Annotated in this window: 20 protein-coding genes; 8 read left to right on the top strand and 12 right to left on the bottom strand. The window is 70.7% G+C overall.

From position 1 onward, the window contains the following. Positions 1-85: 85 nt before the first annotated feature. Positions 86-1,189 (top strand): ABC transporter ATP-binding protein, encoded by a 1,104-nt coding sequence (locus ACHFGS_RS11465; RefSeq protein ID WP_394280426.1) that lies wholly within the window; start codon positions 86-88, stop codon positions 1,187-1,189. Between the two features lie 75 nt (positions 1,190-1,264). Continuing rightward, positions 1,265-2,566 carry a DUF4032 domain-containing protein gene (locus tag ACHFGS_RS11460; protein ID WP_394280425.1) on the top strand — a complete coding sequence of 434 codons (1,302 nt, stop codon included), beginning with the start codon at positions 1,265-1,267 and terminating at the stop codon, positions 2,564-2,566. Here the strand turns inward: ACHFGS_RS11460 and ACHFGS_RS11455 are convergent. The 3 genes from ACHFGS_RS11455 to cysS are packed head-to-tail and all read right to left on the bottom strand — an operon-like array spanning position 2,563 to position 5,631. Beyond that, positions 2,563-3,201: an NAD(P)-dependent oxidoreductase gene (locus ACHFGS_RS11455; RefSeq protein ID WP_394280424.1), complete on the bottom strand. Its 639-nt coding sequence runs from the start codon at positions 3,199-3,201 to the stop codon at positions 2,563-2,565. The genes ACHFGS_RS11460 and ACHFGS_RS11455 overlap by 4 nt on opposite strands. A gap of 14 nt (positions 3,202-3,215) precedes the next feature. Further along, the gene (gene rlmB, locus ACHFGS_RS11450; protein WP_394280423.1) at positions 3,216-4,202 is read right to left on the bottom strand and encodes a 23S rRNA (guanosine(2251)-2'-O)-methyltransferase RlmB; all 987 of its coding nucleotides are present in this window, start codon (positions 4,200-4,202) and stop codon (positions 3,216-3,218) included. After that, complete coding sequence (gene cysS, locus ACHFGS_RS11445; RefSeq protein ID WP_394280422.1) at positions 4,195-5,631, bottom strand: cysteine--tRNA ligase; 1,437 nt, start codon at positions 5,629-5,631, stop codon at positions 4,195-4,197. The genes rlmB and cysS overlap by 8 nt, the downstream gene beginning before the upstream one ends. Positions 5,632-5,689: 58 nt before the next feature. Between cysS and ACHFGS_RS11440 the strand changes: the two genes are divergently transcribed. Together ACHFGS_RS11440 and ACHFGS_RS11435 are read left to right on the top strand one after the other, a co-directional pair. Further along, positions 5,690-6,613 carry a DMT family transporter gene (locus ACHFGS_RS11440; RefSeq protein WP_394280421.1) on the top strand — a complete coding sequence of 308 codons (924 nt, stop codon included), beginning with the start codon at positions 5,690-5,692 and terminating at the stop codon, positions 6,611-6,613. Positions 6,614-6,615: 2 nt separating this feature from the next. Further along, a complete protein-coding gene (locus tag ACHFGS_RS11435) occupies positions 6,616-7,080 on the top strand; it encodes a GNAT family N-acetyltransferase (protein ID WP_394280420.1) in 465 nt (154 codons plus the stop codon). Between the two features lie 6 nt (positions 7,081-7,086). Here the strand turns inward: ACHFGS_RS11435 and ispD are convergent, their stop codons facing one another. Next, positions 7,087-8,268, bottom strand: a complete 1,182-nt coding sequence (ispD, locus tag ACHFGS_RS11430; RefSeq protein WP_394280419.1) for a 2-C-methyl-D-erythritol 4-phosphate cytidylyltransferase — start codon at positions 8,266-8,268, stop codon at positions 7,087-7,089. Between the two features lie 112 nt (positions 8,269-8,380). Beyond that, complete coding sequence (locus ACHFGS_RS11425; protein WP_394280418.1) at positions 8,381-8,863, bottom strand: CarD family transcriptional regulator; 483 nt, start codon at positions 8,861-8,863, stop codon at positions 8,381-8,383. Positions 8,864-8,998: 135 nt separating this feature from the next. On the opposite strand from ACHFGS_RS11425, the gene ACHFGS_RS11420 reads away from it, so the two are divergent. After that, positions 8,999-9,469 carry a DNA modification methylase gene (locus ACHFGS_RS11420; protein WP_394280417.1) on the top strand — a complete coding sequence of 157 codons (471 nt, stop codon included), beginning with the start codon at positions 8,999-9,001 and terminating at the stop codon, positions 9,467-9,469. Positions 9,470-9,541: 72 nt separating this feature from the next. On the opposite strand, the gene ACHFGS_RS11415 is transcribed toward ACHFGS_RS11420, so the two are convergent. Both ACHFGS_RS11415 and ACHFGS_RS11410 read right to left on the bottom strand, forming a co-directional pair. Next, positions 9,542-10,225 (bottom strand): winged helix-turn-helix domain-containing protein, encoded by a 684-nt coding sequence (locus tag ACHFGS_RS11415; protein ID WP_394280416.1) that lies wholly within the window; start codon positions 10,223-10,225, stop codon positions 9,542-9,544. Then, on the bottom strand, positions 10,222-11,433 hold the full coding sequence (locus tag ACHFGS_RS11410) for a sensor histidine kinase (RefSeq protein ID WP_394280415.1): 1,212 nt from the start codon (positions 11,431-11,433) through the stop codon (positions 10,222-10,224). The genes ACHFGS_RS11415 and ACHFGS_RS11410 overlap by 4 nt, the downstream gene beginning before the upstream one ends. Before the next feature lie 179 nt (positions 11,434-11,612). Between ACHFGS_RS11410 and phoU the strand changes: the two genes are divergently transcribed. Then, complete coding sequence (gene phoU, locus ACHFGS_RS11405) at positions 11,613-12,284, top strand: phosphate signaling complex protein PhoU (protein ID WP_394280414.1); 672 nt, start codon at positions 11,613-11,615, stop codon at positions 12,282-12,284. Between the two features lie 203 nt (positions 12,285-12,487). Here phoU and ACHFGS_RS11400 read toward each other — a convergent pair whose 3' ends face one another. Beyond that, the gene (locus tag ACHFGS_RS11400) at positions 12,488-13,237 is read right to left on the bottom strand and encodes a phosphoglyceromutase (RefSeq protein ID WP_394280413.1); all 750 of its coding nucleotides are present in this window, start codon (positions 13,235-13,237) and stop codon (positions 12,488-12,490) included. Between the two features lie 41 nt (positions 13,238-13,278). On the opposite strand from ACHFGS_RS11400, the gene ACHFGS_RS11395 reads away from it, so the two are divergent. Next, entirely contained in the window at positions 13,279-14,118 is an 840-nt protein-coding gene (locus ACHFGS_RS11395) for a class I SAM-dependent methyltransferase (RefSeq protein ID WP_394280412.1), read from the top strand. Here ACHFGS_RS11395 and ACHFGS_RS11390 read toward each other — a convergent pair. The 4 genes from ACHFGS_RS11390 to ACHFGS_RS11375 all read right to left on the bottom strand — a co-directional run bounded on the left by ACHFGS_RS11390 (position 14,115) and on the right by ACHFGS_RS11375 (position 17,363). Next, positions 14,115-15,209 (bottom strand): aromatic acid exporter family protein, encoded by a 1,095-nt coding sequence (locus ACHFGS_RS11390; RefSeq protein ID WP_394280411.1) that lies wholly within the window; start codon positions 15,207-15,209, stop codon positions 14,115-14,117. The two genes, ACHFGS_RS11395 and ACHFGS_RS11390, sit on opposite strands and share 4 nt — an antisense overlap. Beyond that, positions 15,206-16,300, bottom strand: coding sequence for a YgfZ/GcvT domain-containing protein (locus tag ACHFGS_RS11385; RefSeq protein ID WP_394280410.1), 1,095 nt, complete (start codon positions 16,298-16,300; stop codon positions 15,206-15,208). The genes ACHFGS_RS11390 and ACHFGS_RS11385 overlap by 4 nt, the downstream gene beginning before the upstream one ends. A gap of 8 nt (positions 16,301-16,308) precedes the next feature. Further along, a complete protein-coding gene (locus tag ACHFGS_RS11380) occupies positions 16,309-16,914 on the bottom strand; it encodes an FABP family protein (RefSeq protein WP_394280409.1) in 606 nt (201 codons plus the stop codon). 158 nt (positions 16,915-17,072) lie between these two features. Beyond that, positions 17,073-17,363, bottom strand: coding sequence for a hypothetical protein (locus tag ACHFGS_RS11375; RefSeq protein WP_394280408.1), 291 nt, complete (start codon positions 17,361-17,363; stop codon positions 17,073-17,075). Between the two features lie 112 nt (positions 17,364-17,475). Between ACHFGS_RS11375 and ACHFGS_RS11370 the strand changes: the two genes are divergently transcribed. Beyond that, complete coding sequence (locus ACHFGS_RS11370) at positions 17,476-18,162, top strand: winged helix-turn-helix domain-containing protein (protein WP_394280407.1); 687 nt, start codon at positions 17,476-17,478, stop codon at positions 18,160-18,162. Positions 18,163-18,205: the final 43 nt, after the last annotated feature.

Here is an 18,205-nt window from a genome sequence, read left to right as displayed (position 1 = left end):
ACCCGATGAAGGGTGTGCGGGGAGACCCCCGCTCGCTTCACAACGGATCGTCCGGCACGTACCTGCCGGTGAAGGAGAAGAAACAATGGCGTCCGTCACGTTCGACAACGCAACCCGTCTGTACCCCGGTGGCACCCGCCCGGCCGTCGACAAGCTCAACCTCGAGGTCGGTGACGGTGAGTTCCTCGTCCTCGTCGGCCCCTCCGGCTGCGGCAAGTCGACCTCCCTGCGCATGCTCGCCGGCCTCGAAGAGGTCAACTCCGGCGCCATCCGCATCGGCGACCGCGACGTCACCGACGTGCCGCCGAAGGACCGCGACATCGCGATGGTCTTCCAGAACTACGCGCTGTACCCGCACATGACCGTCGCCGAGAACATGGGCTTCGCGCTCAAGATCGCCGGTGTCGGCAAGGAGGAGCGCGCTCAGCGTGTGCTCGAGGCGGCGAAGCTGCTCGACCTCGAGCAGTACCTGACCCGCAAGCCGAAGGCCCTCTCGGGTGGTCAGCGTCAGCGTGTCGCCATGGGCCGCGCGATCGTCCGCCAGCCGCAGGTCTTCCTCATGGATGAGCCGCTGTCGAACCTCGACGCCAAGCTCCGCGTGCAGACCCGCACCCAGATCGCCTCGCTCCAGCGTCGCCTGGGCGTCACCACCGTCTACGTCACCCACGACCAGACCGAGGCCCTCACGATGGGCGACCGCATCGCGGTCCTCAAGGACGGCCTGCTCCAGCAGGTGGGCACCCCGCGTGACCTGTACGAGAAGCCGAACAACGTCTTCGTCGCCGGCTTCATCGGCTCCCCCGCCATGAACCTGTTCCCGGCGGACCTCGCCGAGGGCGGCGTGCGGTTCGGCACCGAGGTCGTCCCGCTCGACCGCGACACCGTGGGCCGCGCCCACGGCAGCCAGGTCACCGTGGGCGTCCGCCCCGAGGACATCGAGGTCGGCCCCGCCGACGGCCGTGGCCTCTCGGTCCAGGTGGACCTCGTCGAGGAGCTCGGCGCTGACGGCTACCTCTACGGTCACACCGAGATCGGCGGCAAGCGCACCGACATCGTCGCTCGCGTCGACGGCCGCAACCACCCGAACGCCGGCGAGACGGTCACCCTGGCCGCCAAGCCGGGTCACGTGCACGCCTTCGACCTCGAGTCGGGCGACCGCCTCAACGACAAGGCGACCGCTTCGGCCTGATCGTCCCCGTGGCAATGACGCGGCGCGGGCAGGTCTTCGGACCTCCCGCGCCGCGTCGCGTCTCCAGGAGTTAGCGTGGTCCAATCGCTGAGCATCACGGCCAGCAACGTCGACGCGGGGCTGCTCGCGCTGCCGTGGTCGACACCGCTGGCCGAATGGCCGAGCGACACGATCGTGTCGCTGCCGAAGGGCCTCTCACGGCACCTCGTACGGTTCGCGAACCTGTCCGGGCGCGTCGTCGCCGTCAAGGAGACGACGGCCGAGATGGCGCGCCGTGAATACGAGATGCTCGGCTCGCTCGCGCGTCTCGATGTCCCCTGCGTCGACCGTGTCGCCGTCATCGACGGTCGCCGCACCGGCAAGGGCGAGCCACTCCCGGCAGCGCTCGTCACCTCGCACCTCAAGTTCTCGCTCCCTTATCGGGCGCTGTTCACCCAAGTCCTCCGGCCCGACACCGCCAATCGCCTCGTCGACGCCCTCGCCGTGCTCCTGGTCCGCCTCCACACGGTCGGCTTCTTCTGGGGCGACGTGTCGCTGTCGAACACGCTGTTCCGACGGGATGCCGGTGCCTTCGCCGCCTACCTCGTCGACGCGGAGACGGGTGAGCTCCACGAGAGCGGCCTGACGCGCGGCCAGCGGGAGCACGACCTCGATGTCGCCCGCACCAACATCGCCGGCGAGATCATGGACCTCGAAGCCGGTGGCCGCCTGGAGGGCGGTGTCGATGCCGTCGCGATCGCCGACGGCATCATGTCGTCCTACCGGTCGCTGTGGAGCGCGCTCACCGAGCGGGAGACGTTCGCGGCGGACGAGACATGGCGGATCACCGAGCGGGTGCAGCGACTGAACACCCTCGGCTTCGACATCGGCGAGATGTCGATCGATGAGACCGCCGACGGCGCGAAGGTGCTCATCCAGCCGAAGGTCGTCGACGCCGGGCACCATCAGCGACGTCTGCTGCGCCTCACGGGCCTCGACGCCCAGGAGAACCAGGCGCGACGCCTGCTCAACGACATGGATGAGTTCGCCGCCCGCGTCTCCCGTCTCGGCAACGACGAGGACATGGTCGCGCACGAGTGGGTCACCCGCGTGTTCGAGCCGGTCGTGAAGGCGATCCCGTGGGACCTCCGCGCGAAGCTGGAGCCGGCGGAGGTGTTCCATCAGGTGCTGGAGCACCGCTGGTACATGTCGCAGGCCCGTGGACGCTCGGTGCCCATCGCCGAGGTGCTGTCGTCGTACATCAGTGACGTCCTGCGGCACCGCCGGGACGAGGCGACCGTCATGGGACCGCCGACGGAGACGATGGCCGTGCCCGTCGTCACCGGCGATGTGCCGGTGAGCGACGAGGACGACGTGGACTGGCGCGATCTGGTCTAGTAGCCGACGGTGAAACGTTCGCGGGAGTGCCGCGGCGTCTCGATCTCGTCGAGCACGGCGATCGCGAAGTCCGCGCCCGAGATGAAGGATTCGCCCTTGTCATCGGTGACGATGACGTCGCCGCCGTCACGGTAGGAACCGGTGCGCTCCCCTGGCGCCCAGGAACCGAAGCCCCCGGCCGGGTGGATGTAGAACCAGTCGTGACCGTGGTCATCCGACTGCAGATCTTCGAGGATGCCGATCGCCTCGAGAGCCTCGGGCTTGATCTCGTCGGGGAATCCGCTGTCGACGACGCGGGGGCCGCCGGGAGCGACGAGGCTGCCGCCGGCACCGCCGACGACTCCGACGCGAACCTCGGCGGGCAGCGCAGCGATCACCTCGCCCACCGCGTCGCGCATCTTGCCGGCCATGTCGCCGCGCGGCGAGGTGGTGAAGACGACGACCTCGACACCGTCGAGCTCGGTGGCGAGGGCAGGCGCGTCGAGGAGCGTGCCCTCGACGTAGGTGGCGCCCTCGATCCGCTCAGCCGGAAGCTTGCGGGCGACGGAGACGACCGTGTGACCGCGCGAGACGGCCTCCTGGACGATGTGGCTTCCGGCGTAGCCGGTGCCTCCGATGACGGCGATACGGGTCATGTGGTGTCCTTTCGTCAGTCCTGCGCGGCGCGCAGGGTCGAGACCTGATACAGCGCGACGGATGCCGCGATGCCGGCGTTGAGGGATTCGGTCGCCGCGTGGATCGGGATCGACACGATCTGGTCGCACGTCTCCGTCACCAGGCGCGACAGGCCCTTGCCCTCTGAGCCGACGACGATCACGACGGGCCGGTCGGCGAGCTCGAGGGCGGGGAGCGACACGTCGCCGCCACCGTCGAGGCCGAGCACGAAGACGCCCTGCTTCTTGAACTCCTTGAGCATGGTCGTCAGGTTCGCGGCGATCGCGACGGGAACGCGCGCGGCGGCACCGGCACTGGTCTTCCAGGCTGCCGAGTTGACGCCGGCGGAGCGGCGCTGCGGCACAATGACCGCCTGGCCGCCGAAGGCTGCGGTGGAGCGGATGATGGCGCCGAGGTTGCGCGGGTCGGTGACGCCGTCGAGGGCGACGAACAGGGGCAGCTGACCCTTCTCGATGACGTCCTCGAGGAGGTCCTGCGGGTGCGCGTACTCGTACGGAGGCACCTTGAGTGCGACGCCCTGGTGCACGCCGTCGAACCCGGCCATGCGGTCGAGTTCCTGTCGAGTGACCTCGAGGACGGGGATGCCGCGGTGCGTCGTGATCGACAGCATCTCCTTGACGCGGTCGTCCATCTCGACGCGCTGGGCGATGTAGAACGCCGTGGCGGGGATCTTGGCGCGCAGCGCCTCGAGCACGCTGTTGCGCCCGGTCACGGTCTCGGTGTCGTCACCGGCCTTCGACTTGGGCGCGCGGTTGCCGCCGCTCGAGCGCTGCGGGGTCTTGCCACCGGCTGCGATGTATCGCTCCTGGGCGGCCTTGCGCTTGCCGGCGGGGTGCCACGCGCGGTCCTCGGCCTTGGGTGTCGGGCCGCGTCCTTCCAGCGAGCGGCGGTTCTTGCCGCCGGAACCCTTCGTGGGGCCCTTCTTGCCCTTGCCTGCAGAGGGGTTGCCGAACTTAGCCATTTTCCAAACTCCAATGTGTCCCGGAGGGACCGTCTTCCAAGACGATGCCGGCCGCCGCGATCGCGTCGCGGATACGGTCGGCACTCGCCCAGTCCTTGTTCGCGCGGGCATCCGCGCGCTGGTCGATCATGGTGCGCACGAGCACGTCGAGTGCCTCGGTCGCGGGCGCTGCGGCGCCCCGCTGCCACTGCGGCGCCGTCGGGTCGATACCCAGGAGGCCCGTCATCTCCCGGACCTGCCAGGCGGCGATCGACGCGGCGTCGGTGTCGCCTGCGTCGAGGGCGGCGTTGCCGCGTCGCACCGTCTCGTGCACGGCGGCGAGCGCCTGCGGCACGCCGAGGTCGTCGTCCATCGCAGCCGCGAACGCGGCGGGCAGCACGAAGAGGTTCTCCGGCTCGGCATCCGTCTCCGGACGCTCGGCGGACCATTCGAACGGGGCGTCGATGCGGGCCACCCGTGCCTGGAAGCTCCGGATGCGGTCGAGCGCGGCATCCGCTTCGGCGAAGGTCGAGGGCGAGATGTCGAGGTTCGATCGGTAGTGCGCCGACGCGAGGGCGTAGCGGACCACGAGCGGGTCGAACTCGTCGAGGATGTCGGCGGCGAGGAGGAAGTTGCCGAGGGATTTCGACATCTTCTGGTCGCCGACGGTGACCAGGCCGTTGTGCACCCAGTACCGGGCGAAGCCGTCGCCCGCTGCGGTGGACTGCGCGAGCTCGTTCTCGTGATGGGGGAAGCGCAGGTCGAGGCCGCCGCCGTGGATGTCGAATTCCGGTCCGAGGTAGCGCCGACTCATGGCGGAGCACTCGATGTGCCAGCCGGGTCGGCCCGTGCCCCACGGCGATGCCCACGAGGCATCCGCCGGTTCGCCGTCCTTGGCGCCCTTCCAGAGGGCGAAATCGCGTGGGTCGCGCTTGCCGCGCGGGTCGGCGTCGGCGGCGGACTCCATCGCGTCGACCGACTGGCGGGTGAGCGACCCGTACGCCTCCCACGAACGCACGTCGAAGTACACGTCGCCGGATGCCGCGTACGCGTGACCCGCGTCGATGAGACGCGAGATGAGCTCCTGCATCTGCGGGATCGACGCGGTCGCGCGGGGCTCGTACGTCGGGGGCAGGATGCCGACCGAGGTGTACGCCTGCGTGAACTCCAGCTCCATCCGGTAGGCGAGCGCCCACCAGGGCTCCTCCGGCGTGGCGTTCGCGAGGACCTTGTCATCGATGTCGGTGACGTTGCGGACGAACGTCACGCGGCCGAAGCGGTGGGCGAGCCAGCGGCGCAGGATGTCGAAGCTCAGCGCGGCGCGGACGTGACCGATGTGCGGGCCCGATTGGACGGTCGGACCGCAGACGTACATCGTGACGTTCCCGGGGTCGGCGGGTGCGAACTCACGCAGCGCCTGCGCCTGGGTGTCATAGAGCCGAACCGTCACCGGTCCATGCTACCGGGGGGTGGCCGGGGAGCCCCCGCACAGGCGGTAGAAATGAAGCGTGCTGCACGTTCTCGCCGTCCTCGCCGCGGCTGTCCTCTTCGGAACGACCGGCACCTCGCAGGCCGTCGGTCCTGAGGGCACGACGCCGCTCTCGGTCGGCGTCGCCCGCATGGTCGTCGGCGGCACCGGGCTCGCGCTGATCGCCTTCCTGCTCGCTGCGCGCCATCGCCGGGTCTCCCCCGGCCCCCGGGCGCGTCTGACGACCGGCCCGCTCCTGCTGATGGCGCTCACCGGTGTGGCGCTCGCGGTCTACCAGCCGCTCTTCTTCCTCGGCACCGAGCGCAACGGCGTCGCCGTCAGCACGGTCATCGCGCTCGGCTCGGCCCCCGTGCTCGCGGGGCTCCTCGAGTGGGCGATCACCCGGCGCCTCCCCTCGCCCGTCTGGCTCTTCGCGACCGCCCTGGCGACCCTCGGGGTGGGGCTGCTCGGCTTCGGAGGCGGCGCGGGCACCGGCGGTGCCGACCCGATCGGCGTGCTCGGTGCGATCGGTGCGGGAGCATCGTTCGCGGTGATCGCGAACGCACAGCGCAGACTGCTGGATGCCGGATGGGACGCGTTCACCGTGGTGGGTTCGATGGGCGCGGGGTCGGCGATCATCTGCGCCCTCGCGATCCCGTTCGTCAACCTGACCTGGATCGCGGACCCGGGCGGGCTCGTGATGACGCTGTGGCTCGGCCTGGCGACGATCGCCGTCGCCTACACGCTGTTCACCTGGGGACTGCAGGGTCTCACCGCAGCCACGGCGGCGACCCTCACCCTCGGGGAGCCGCTCACGGCGGCGGTGCTCGGCATGACGGTGCTCGGCGAGCAGCTCTCCGCACTCGCGGCGATCGGCATCATCGTGCTCGCTGCGGGCCTCGCCACCCTCGCGTGGGGATCGCGGCGCACCCGCGACCCCGAACCGTTCGCGGTGGAGGGCTGATCGTGCCGGCGCTGCGGATCGTCCCGGACGACCTCACCGGCGAGGCCATCCAGGCGCTCGTGTCCGAGCACCTGGGTGACATGTTCGGTCAGGGTCCCGCCGAGAGCGTGCACGCTCTCGGCGTCGAGCAGCTGCGGCATCCCGACATCCGCTTCTGGACGGCCTGGTCGGGGGACGATCTGGCGGGGATGGCGGCGCTCCGGCGTCTCAGCGCCCAGGACGGCGAGATCAAATCGATGCGCGTCGCGGCGGCGCATCTGGGCACGGGAGTGGGGCGTGCACTCGTGCAGCATCTGATCGCCCAGGCGCGCGCGACAGGGATGCGGGCGCTCTGGTTGGAGACCGGCGCGCAGGAGGGGTTCCTCGCCGCCCGGTCCCTGTACGCGAGCGAGGGCTTCGTCGAGTGCGAGGCGTTCGGGCCCTACCGACCCGACCCGAATTCGACGTTCATGACGCTGTCGCTCTGAGCGCGCTCAGGCGGGGATGACCGTCGCCACCGCGAACGCGGCGACGCCCTCGCCGGTGCCGGTGAACCCCAGGCCGTCGGTCGTCGTCGCCGAGACCGAGACGGGCGCGCCGAGCGCCGTCGACAGCACGTGCTCGGCCTCTTTGCGACGCCCCGCGAACCGGGGCCGCTTCGCCTGCACCTGCACGCTGACGTTGCCGACGACCCAGCCTGCCTCGGCGAGGATCGCGCGGGTGCGCCGGAGGAAGACGTCGGCGTGGGCGCCGGCGTATTCGGGCTTGTCGGTGCCGAAGTGCGTGCCGATGTCGCCGAGGCCCGCTGCCGCGAGCAGCGCGTCGACGATGGCGTGGGCGACCGCGTCGCCGTCGGAGTGACCGTGGAGCCCCTGCTCGCCGGGCCACTCCAAGCCGGCCATCCAGAGGGTGCCGTCCCCGCCGAACGCGTGTACGTCCGTCCCGACGCCGACGCGGGGAACGGCGGGAGCGGGCGTCCGCGTCACTGCCCCGACCAGTTGCTGTGCCCGTTCGAGGTCGGCGGCCGTCGTGATCTTGAAGGAGCGCTCGTCCCCCGGAACCGTTCGCACCGTTCCGCCGGCCTCCTGCACGAGGGCCGCATCGTCGGTGTGGTCGGCCTGGGCGCTCCGGTAGGCGGCGTCCAGCACCGCGCGCCGGAACCCCTGCGGTGTCTGAGCCGCGGCGAGCACCGACCGGTCGACAGCATCGACCACGGCGTCGCCGTCGACCCGCTTGAGCGTGTCGACGACCGGGAGCGCGGGGATGACGGCGTCGGCGCCGGCGTCGATCGCGTCGAGGACGCGCTCGAAGACCTCGTGCGGGGTCAGCGCCCGCGCGGCGTCGTGTACGAGGACGATCTCCACGTCGGGCCACAGCGCGGCGAGTCCCGCGGCGACGGAGGCCTGGCGGGTGGCGCCGCCGGCGACCACGGAGACGAGGTCACGCCGGTCTCCGGCGACCTCGAGCGCATCGGTGAGCGCGTCGCCGACCCGCTCCTGCGGCGCGACGACGACGACCTGTGCCGCCGGCGCCGCGAACACGCCGACGAGGGCGTGGCGGAGGATGGTGTGCTCGTCGAGCCCGACGAAGGCTTTCGGGGATGCCCCGCCGAGGCGGGTGCCCGCGCCCGCGGCGACGACGACGACGGCCACACGCGGGACCGGGATGATGCTCATCCTCTGAGCGTACCGACGGGTGCGCGCGGGGTGGTGCGGACGGTCCCGCGATCGTAACCCGCGGCAGGAAACGACGAACGGCCGGGGATGACCCCGGCCGTTCGGTACGCTCTCAGGAGGCGAGGACCTCGTCGAGGACGGCCGATGCCTTCTCCTCGTCGGCCTTCAGCGCCAGTGCGATCTCGGAGATGAGGATCTGACGCGCCTTGGCCAGCATCCGCTTCTCACCCGCGGAGAGCCCGCGGTCCTGGTCACGGCGCCACAGGTCGCGGACGACCTCGCTGACCTTGATGACATCGCCGGAGGCGAGCTTCTCAAGGTTCGCCTTGTATCGGCGCGACCAGTTGGTCGGCTCTTCAGTGAACGGCGCGCGCAGCACGTCGAAGACCTTCTCGAGTCCGTCCTTACCGATCACGTCGCGAACGCCCACCAGGTCGACATTCTCCGCCGGGACCTCGATGACGAGGTCTCCCTGCGTGACGTTGAGCTTCAGGTACTTCTTCGTCTCGCCCTTGATGACGCGGTCTTTGACTTCGATGATCGTCGCGGCGCCGTGGTGCGGATAGACGACGGTCTCGCCAACCTCAAAAAGCATGCAGTTGTGTCCTTTCGGCAACCCCCAGAATACCACAGGCGGCATGCGCTAAGGTTTGCCCCGCTCCGAGGCCGCGAGCGGGCCGCTCGAACGCATAGAATGATCTCGATGCCGTTCGCTTCACCTGGAGGATCCGTGAAACCGCGTCTTATCGCGTCCATCGCCCTGGGCGCCGCTGTCGTCCTGGGTGCCACCGGCTGCAACATGCTCGCACCGCAGGCGACGACCATCGAGTACTCCGCGTCCGACGGCCGCAACGTCCCCGACTCGGGGCCGCTCAAGGTCCGCAACGCCATGATCATCGCCAACGAAGACGGATCGATGGGCAACTTCATCGCCGGCATCGTGAACTCGACCGACGAGGACCTGGTCCTCAACGTCGGCCTCGGCTCCGACCTGCAGACGATCCCCGTCGCCGCACGCAGCACCGTGAGCCTCGGCGTGACGTCGGCTCCGATGCTCTTCCAGAACCTGGGCGCGATCCCCGGCTCGGACGTCGAGATGTCGTTCCAGTCCGGCGACGGCGAAGGCGTCGAGGTCGCGATCCCGATCCTCGACGGCACCCTCCCCTACTACACCGAATTCGTGCCGGCACCGACGCTCTGACCTCGACGCGACGAAGAACGCCCCCGCGGATCCCGCGGGGGCGTTCTCGTTTACGGGCGCCGCCCGAGCGGATCAGCCCTCGAAGCGGTAGCCGAGGCCGCGCACGGTGAGGAGCATCACGGGGTCGCTGGGGTTCTGCTCGATGCGCGAGCGGATGCGCTTGATGTGCACGTCGAGCGTCTTCGTGTCGCCGAAGTAGTCGCTCCCCCACACCCGGTCGATGAGCTGACCGCGGGTGAGCACACGACCGGCGTTGCGCATGAGCAGCTCGAGCAGTTCGAATTCTTTGAGCGGCATGGAGATCTCGCGACCGTCGACGGCGACGGTGTGCCGGTCGATGTCGATCGTGACGCGACCGCCCTCGATGATGCGGTCGTCGACGTCGACCTCTTCGGTCTCGCTCCGCCGCAGGACGGCGCGCATGCGGGCCAGCAGCTCGCGGGACGAGTAGGGCTTGGTGATGTAGTCGTCGGCGCCGAGCTCGAGTCCCACGACGATGTCGACCTCGCTGTCCTTCGCGGTGACCATGATGATCGGAACCTTCGAGGTGGTGCGGATGACGCGGCACACCTCGGTTCCCGGCATCCCAGGCAGCATCAGATCGAGCAGGACGATGTCGGCGCCACGGGCGGTGAACGCGTCGAGCGCCACGCCGCCGTCCTCGGCGATCTCGACCTCGAACCCCTCCCTGCGGAGGAGGTAGGCCAGCGGGTCGGCGAGGTCGGGTTCGTCTTCGACGATCAGGACGCGGGTCATCGTGCTCCCTTTTCGGCCGATGCGCGGGCACCGGCGGACTTCATGGACTTCGTGAACTTCTTGGTCTTGCGGACCGGCACCGTCTCCGCCTCGGTGGCGTGCACGAGCGGCAGTCGGATCGTGAAGGTCGCTCCCCGCCCGGGGCGCGACCACAGCTCGACCGACCCGCCGTGGCGCTGGACGGCGTGCTTGACGATCGACAGCCCGAGGCCGGTGCCCCCGGTGCGCCGGGAGCGCGCCTGGTCGGCCCGGTAGAAGCGCTCGAAGATGCGCTGCTGATCGTCCTCGTGGATGCCGATGCCGTGATCGGCCACGGCGATCTCGACGGCATCCTCCGCATCGCGCACCCCGACCCCCACCTGCGCGCCGGGAGGCGAATAGGAGACGGCATTGGCGAGGAGGTTGCTGACGGCCTCGATGAGGATCTGCGGGTCGCCCCGCACGAACAGCCCGCGGTCACCGCCGCGCGCGATCGAAATGCCCGAGCCCTCCGCAGTGATCTGCTGCGATTCGATCGCCGCGGTGACCACTTCGTCGACCGACACGGTGCGCATCTCGACGATGTCGTCGGCGGACTGCAGCCGGGAGAGGTTCATGATGCGCGAGGTCAGCTGGCCGAGGCGCGTGGCCTCACCGGTCAGCCGGCGCGCGAAGTGACGCACCTGCTCGGGGTCGTCGGCGGCGGAGTCGATCGCCTCGGCGAGGAGGGTCACCGCGCCGACGGGGGTCTTCAGCTCGTGGGAGGTGTTCGCGACGAAGTCGCGGCGCATCTGCTCGACGCGCTCGCGCTCGGTGATGTCGCGGATGACGATGAGGGTGAGGCGCGGCGTGATGACGCTCGCCCGCGCGGCGACCAGGCGCGGTTCGATGCCGCGGCGCAGGTTCATCGTCTCGGTGGCGGCGACGCCGCTCGCACGGACACCGCGGACGAGGAGCTTCAGCGGATCCGACGCGAGGGTCTGCCCCACGTGCAGCCCGAACACCTCGGCGGCCGCAGAGGCGGAGAGCACCAGCAGGGAGGCATCCACCACGACGGCGGCGTCATCCATGCCCTGCAGCACGGCATCCGTTCCATCGGGGATCGCCACCGACGTCACCCGACGCGTGCGGTCGCGAGAGCGGAGGGCGAAGACGGTGAGCCCCACGACAGCGGCGCCGATGAGCGCCCCGATGATGAGGGCGAGCAACGCGAGCTGCGTCGAGTCCATGCTCCCAGCGTAGAGTGGCCGCTGACCCGATCCGGACGGAATCGGGCTCGCCGGGGCGCACCGCCGAGTGTTCACCACGTCGGCACCGGCCGTTAACCTTGGCGCGGGAGGATCGCCGGGGCCTGCCGCACCATGCCGCGTCCCGCCTGCCCGCTCCGCACGACAAAGAAGGTGCCCAGATGCGCGAAGTGTTCCACCAGTCCCTGCAGGAAGTGCAGAACGGCCTCGTCGAGATCTCCGACCTCGTCGCCACCGCGATCGAGAACGCGACCCGCGCCTTCGGCACTGGCGACGTCGCCCTGGCCGAAGACGTCATCGACAGGGACCAGATCATCGACGAGAAGGCGCTCGCGATCGACGAGCTCGCCATCGAGATCCTCGCCCGGCAGCAGCCGGTCGCGCGCGACCTGCGCATCGTCGTCGCGGCGATCCGCGTGAGCTCCTCCCTCAAGCGCATGGGCGACATCGCCGAGCACATCGCGCAGCTGACGCGCATGCGCTTCCCCGAACGGGCCATCCCGAAGGGCCTCAAGGGCACCTTCACCAAGATGGGTGAGATCGACAGCGAAGCCGCGCGCATCCTGACGGAGCTCCTGCGCACCGAGGACCTGTCGCTGGTCGCCCGCCTGCAGGAGCTGGACGACAAGCTCGACGCGCTGCACCTCTCGGTCTTCGAGAAGGTCCTCAGCGACGCCTGGCAGGGAGAGGCCGCGGCCACGGTCGACGCGACTCTGGCTTCCCGCTACCACGAGCGCTTCGCCGACCACGCCCTCTCCGTGGCGAAGAAGGTCGCGTACCTCGCCACCGGCAACTGGGCCGTCGACACCGAGGACACCGAGCCGTCGATCTGACGGGGACCGGTCGCCTGAACAGACGAAGAGCGCCTGACAGGCGAAGAGCGCCTGACAGGCGAAGAGCGCCTGAACGACGAAGAGCGCCTGAACGACGAAGAGCGCCTGAACGACGAAGAGCGCCTGAACGACGAAGAGCGCCTGAACGACGAAGAGCGGATGCCACGTGGCATCCGCTCTTCGCTCTGTCTGGGGACTTTTCGTCAGCCCTTGCCCTGCGAGGCGACGGCCGCAGCGCCGGCGGCGGCGGCCTCGGGGTCGAGGTACTCGCCCGGGCCGAGCGGCTTCAGGTCTTCGCCGAGGCGGTAGACCAGCGGGATGCCGGTGGGGATGTTCAGCGCGGCGATGTCGTCGTCGCTGATCCCGTCGAGGTGCTTCACGAGGGCGCGGAGCGAGTTGCCGTGCGCCGTGACGAGGACGGTCTTGCCCGCGCGGAGGTCGGGGACGATCTCCTGCTCCCAGTACGGCAGGAGGCGGTCGATGACGATCTTCAGCGACTCGGTGCGGGGCACGTCACCGTCGATGCCGACGTAGCGCGGGTCGCCCACCTGCGTGTAGGGGTCGTCGTCGGAGATGTCGGGCGGCGGCACGTCGAACGAGCGGCGCCACAGCATGAACTGCTCCTCTCCGAACTCGTCGAGGGTCTGCGCCTTGTCCTTGCCCTGTAGGGCGCCGTAGTGCCGCTCGTTGAGGCGCCACGACCGCGTCACTGGGATCCACAGTCGGTCGGCGGCGTCGAGGGCGATGTTCGCGGTCTGGATCGCGCGCGACAGGAGCGACGTGTGCAAGATGTCGGGGAGCAGACCCGACTCCTTGAGCAGCTCGCCGCCGCGCTGCGCCTCGGCCTTGCCCTGATCGGTGAGGCGGACGTCCACCCAGCCGGTGAACTGGTTCGACTTGTTCCACTCGCTCTGACCGTGCCGGAGGAGGATCAACGTGTAGGGGGCTGTCATGCTCGCCATCCTATCGGCGCGAGGGGTGGGATCATGGGGGCATGACGCGCGCGGACAAGGTCGTGGGCCAGATCACGCGCGGCACCACGAACACCAACCGGCTGCGGCGTGTGGACCGTTGGATCGCGCGCCACCCCGTGCTCCGCCGCACCGCCGATCCGCTCGTCGTCGACCTCGGATACGGCGCCAGCGGCGTGACCGCCTTCGAGCTCGAGGCGAGGCTCCGGCGGGCCCGCCCCGACGTCGAGGTCCGCGGGCTCGAGATCGAGCCGGCGCGGGTGCAGCGGGCGCTCGAGCAGCTGGAGCGCGTGCGCGAGGGCGCGACCCCGTTCGCTGCCGATGCCCGGGTGTCCTTCGCGCGGGGCGGCTTCGAGGTTCCGGTTCCCGGCGGCCGACGCCCGGCCGTGATCCGCGCGTTCAACGTGCTGCGCCAGTACGACGAGGCAGACGTCGTGGGCGCCTGGCAGCGGATGGCGGCGCGCCTGCGTCCTGACGGCATGCTCGTGGAGGGCACCTGCGACGAGCTCGGACGGATCTCCACGTGGATCGAGGTGGGGCCGGATGCCGCGCCGCGCAGCCTCACGATCTCGCTGCGCCTCGCGGGGCTCGACTCCCCCGCCGTCGCGGCGGAGCGACTGCCGAAGGCGCTCATCCACCGGAACGTCGCCGGGGAGCGGATCCACGCCGTCCTCGCGGCGCTGGAGACGGAGTGGACGCGCGCGGCCCCGGCATCCTCCTTCGGACCCGAACAGCGCTGGCGCGCCGCGCTGGACGCGCTCGACCGGGCGGGCTGGCCGGTCTTGGGGAGGTCGCGGTGGCGCCTCGGCGAGGTCACCCTCCCGTGGAGCGCGGTCGCCCCCGCAGACGGAGCCGCGGGCTAGACCCGCGGCAGCAGCGCGCGCGCCTCGGCGGGATCGAGCCCCGTCGCGCAGAGCAGATCGGTCGCCAGCGGCCGGAGCGCGCTGACGAGGGTCTGATCCCCGAGGGACCCATCGGGCACCAGGGCGAGCGGGTCGAGGCGTGCGGCGACCGCGGCGAGCGTGGCGCGCGCGATCGGCTCATCGGCGATGTCGGTCAGCGAGCTCGACAGCAGGTCGGCGCCCCGGGCGAGTTCCACGAGCAGGTCGGCCGCCGTCTCGCGCTCGCGCCCGTCGTCGCTCAGGTAGACCGCGCGACGCGCCACCACGCGCAGGTTCCGGACCGCGAGATCCATGCTCGCCCGCATGCGCTCGTGCCGCTCGAGCTCGTCACGCTGCCGCCGCAGGAAGGGCGAGATCCGCGCGATCGCCAGCCCCGACTCGACCGACACCCGCCAGTCGTCGACGAGCCGCTGCAGCTCGCGGGCCTTCTCGAGCCCGCGCTCGGCGCGCACCCGGCTCCCACGGCGGAGGCCCTGGACGACCGTGCCCGCCGCCTGATCGAACGCGGCGAACAGCCGCGCACCGTCGGCGACCGCCGTCCGCAGGGGGCTCCGCGGGATGAGCGCGGTCACCAGAAGCGCCATGATGCCGCCGATCACGGCATCCAGCAGCCGGAGGAACGGCGCCGAGGCGGGCACCACCACGACGATGATCGACTGGATCGCCGCCGCGATCGCGAAGGCGGGCTGCGGCGACACGAAGCGCGCGATCGCGAGGCTCGCCGCCAGCGTCAGGGCCAGCTGCCACCACCCGCTTCCGGCGAGGATCACCACCAGCTCGGCGACGAACACCCCGAGCACCATGCCGACGACGGTCTCGAGCACGCGGCGGGGCCGGGCGTCGCGGACGAGCCCGAGACTCGAGATCGTCACCGTCGCGGCGATCAGCGGTGCGGGGTGACCGAACCCATAGTGGGCGATCGAGAAGGCGGCGGTCGCGGCGACCACGAGCTGCACGATCGCGGGGGCCGACTCCCGAAGGCGCGCCCACCCGTCGCGCGGATAGCGCCGCGCGGTCGACACCGGAGCGGTGGCCGGCGGCTCGGTCGTCATCGCCGCTGCGACAGCCGCGGCAGACGCGGGACGGATGCCGCGCGTCCCGCATCCGGCGGGACCACGACCTCCTGGGCGGCGGCGATCACGCCGTCGGCCACATCGACGTCGAGGGCGGCGTCGACGGGAACGGAGCGCTTCACGATCACGAGGGCGATGGGGCCCTCCTCGTGATGCCGTGCGACCGAGGTGATCGCGCCGACCTCGGTGCCCTCACGGCGGACGGCGGCGCCGACCTCGGGAAGCTCCCCGTCGGAACCGTCGAGCTGGAGCGATACGAGACGCCGGGGCGGGTGACCGAGGTTGTGCACCTTGGCGACGGTCTCCTGGCCGCGGTAGCACCCCTTGTCGAGGTGCACGGCGGTGCGGAGCCAGTCCACTTCGTGCGGGAGCGTCCGGCCGTCGGCCTCGTGGCTCGCTCGCGGGCGCCACGCGGCGACCCGCAGCGCCTCGACGGCGAGCGACCCGGCAAGAGGCTGATCGCCGCGGATGGCGGAGTCCGCGAGCTGTGCGAGGTCGGCGACGGCGACGATGGCTTCCGACCAATCGCGGTCTCCGCCGGGATGCGGGTCGACCGGCGAGTAGCCCCATCCGCCGACGCTGACCGAGGGCCACGGGTCGTGCCACACCGCCGCAGCGGGAAGCGCGGCGACGGCGCCCGAGGTGCCGCCGACGACGGCGTAGCTCTCCGACACGTCCTGCGGGTCGACCCGCAGCCGGAACCGCATGCGCTGCAGCCAGCCCACCAGCGCGGCGGCGCGGTCGCGGTCGACGATCAGCCAGGCGCGCTCGCCGTCATCGACGACGGATGCCGCGTGCTCGACGTGACCCTGCGGGTCGAGCACGAGCAGCTCGGTGCCGACGCCCGGCGCCAGCGAGGTGAGCGCCTGGGAGGTGATGGAGTCGAGCCAGGACAGCCGGTCCTCGCCGGCCACGGTGATCACGGCGCGATCGGCGAGCGGGGCGAGGGCGCGCCCTGCGGCGAGGTCGCGCTGCTCGCGCATCGGGTTGCCGAGGTGGGCGATGCCGCTCGCGTCGGTGACCGCGCCGGGAACGGCGGCGAAGGGCTCGAAGGCCGCGGGAACGGCCACCGGCTCGATCACTGGACCTTCGCCAGACGGGCCGAGGCGTGCGAGCCGAGCGGGCTGCCGAGGGCGGCGACATCCCACGCCCACAGCAGGTGGCCGTCGACGAGGCCGTACATCCGGGTCGCGGCGGTGTAGTCCTTGGCACCGGCGGGACGGACGATCGCGTCGGTCGCGATGTCGATGCGCGGGCCCCGGACCTGGCCGAGGTAGAGCTCGCTGATCCCGTCGGAGTGCACGAGCGAGACCTCGACCTCGAAGCCGTCCTCCGGCGTGCGGAGCGCCTCGACGTCATCGATGGTGCGCGGCGTGGAGCGGGGGCGGAGAGCCGGCAGCAGTGCGGGCCCGGCATCCTCATCGGTCGCGGGACGCGCGAGGCGCCAGTAGCCGATCTCGGAGACGAGGTCGTGACGGGTGCCGTCGTCGGTGTCGAACCACGCCGACGCTGCATAGTTCAGGGCGTTGCCGCCGTCATGGCTGAAGCTGACGCGGTGCGAGAACTCGCCCGACATCGACAGGCCGCCGGCGTCGTAATCGAGGACGCCGGTGCCCTCCCACACGCCGAGCAGCCACGACAGCGGGACCAGATCGGCCGGGAGGTCGGTCGGCAGTTCGATCACGTGTTCAGCGCTGGCCGCGGTAGAGGTTCTTGATCACGACGCCCGACACGAACACGATCGCCAGCGAGGCGAGGCCGAGCAGCCCGACGAAGAAGAGTTCGAGAGCGAGAAGGTCCATGCGGCCACTTTAGCGCTCGAGGGCGCCCTCGAGCGCCGACTCAGCCGCCGAAGAGCTCGGCGAGCGCGAAGCCGGCGCCGATGAGCCCCATGACGAGCATCGACCCGAGGGAGCTCGCGGAGACCCGCATGATGAAGCCCTGCGACCGTCCCGACGCGAGCTGCACCGCGAACGATGCGAGCACGCAGAGCCCGAGACCCACCGGCAGCCACGCACCCCGCGATTCCGGCGGCGCGAAGATGCCGATCGCGAGCGCGACCACGACGGCGAAGACCCAGACACCGATGACGCCGCGGAAGCGGGCGGCGGGGAACAGCTCGGGTGCACTCATGCGAACCATTGTGACGCACCGGCCTGTCGGCTGCACGGGCCGTGGTCGTGACCGGCATCCGCGCACACCTTAGGATGGGACCGGTTCCGGGTCTGATTCCGAAAGGATCCCCTTGGCACAGCTGCTCGTCCTGAGTTCCGCACCCAGCGGCGATGCCGTCATGCCCGCGCTCGAGCTGCTCAGCCACCGCGTCCGGCAGATCCCCGCCGAGGCGGGACAGCTGGTGAACGCCCCGAGCGCCGACGTCATCTTCATCGACGCGCGCATCGACCTGGTCGGCGCGAAGTCGCTCTGCAAGATCCTCACCACCACCGGCGCGGACGCCCCGCTCGTGCTCGTGGTCACCGAGGGCGGACTCACCGCGATCTCCTCCGACTGGGGCGTCGACGACGTCATCCTCGGCACCGCCGGGCCCGCCGAGGTCGACGCCCGCATCCGCCTCGCGATGGGCCGGGTGTCGAAGGAGCAGGTCTCGACCCGCATCCAGACCTCCGGCATCACGATCGACGAGTCCTCCTACTCCGCCAAGGTGCACGGTCGCCCGCTCGACCTCACCTACAAGGAGTTCCAGCTCCTCCACTTCTTCGCCACCCACCCCTCCCGCGTGTTCACCCGCGAGCAGCTGCTCAGCGAGGTGTGGGGCTACGACTACTTCGGCGGGACCCGCACGGTCGACGTGCACGTGCGCCGCCTGCGCGCGAAGCTCGGCGACCTCGAACAGCTCATCGGCACGGTCCGCAACGTCGGATACCGGTTCAACGTCTACGAAGACGAGCAGATGCCCGGTGCCGGCGGCTGAGCCGCGGCATCCGTCCACGAACCGCCGTCGGCCGGCCCGTTCA

Origin of the sequence: Microbacterium sp. (assembly GCF_043427715.1) — a bacterium.
Lineage (GTDB): Bacteria > Actinomycetota > Actinomycetes > Actinomycetales > Microbacteriaceae > Microbacterium.
This window is presented reverse-complemented; position numbering and strand designations above follow the sequence as displayed.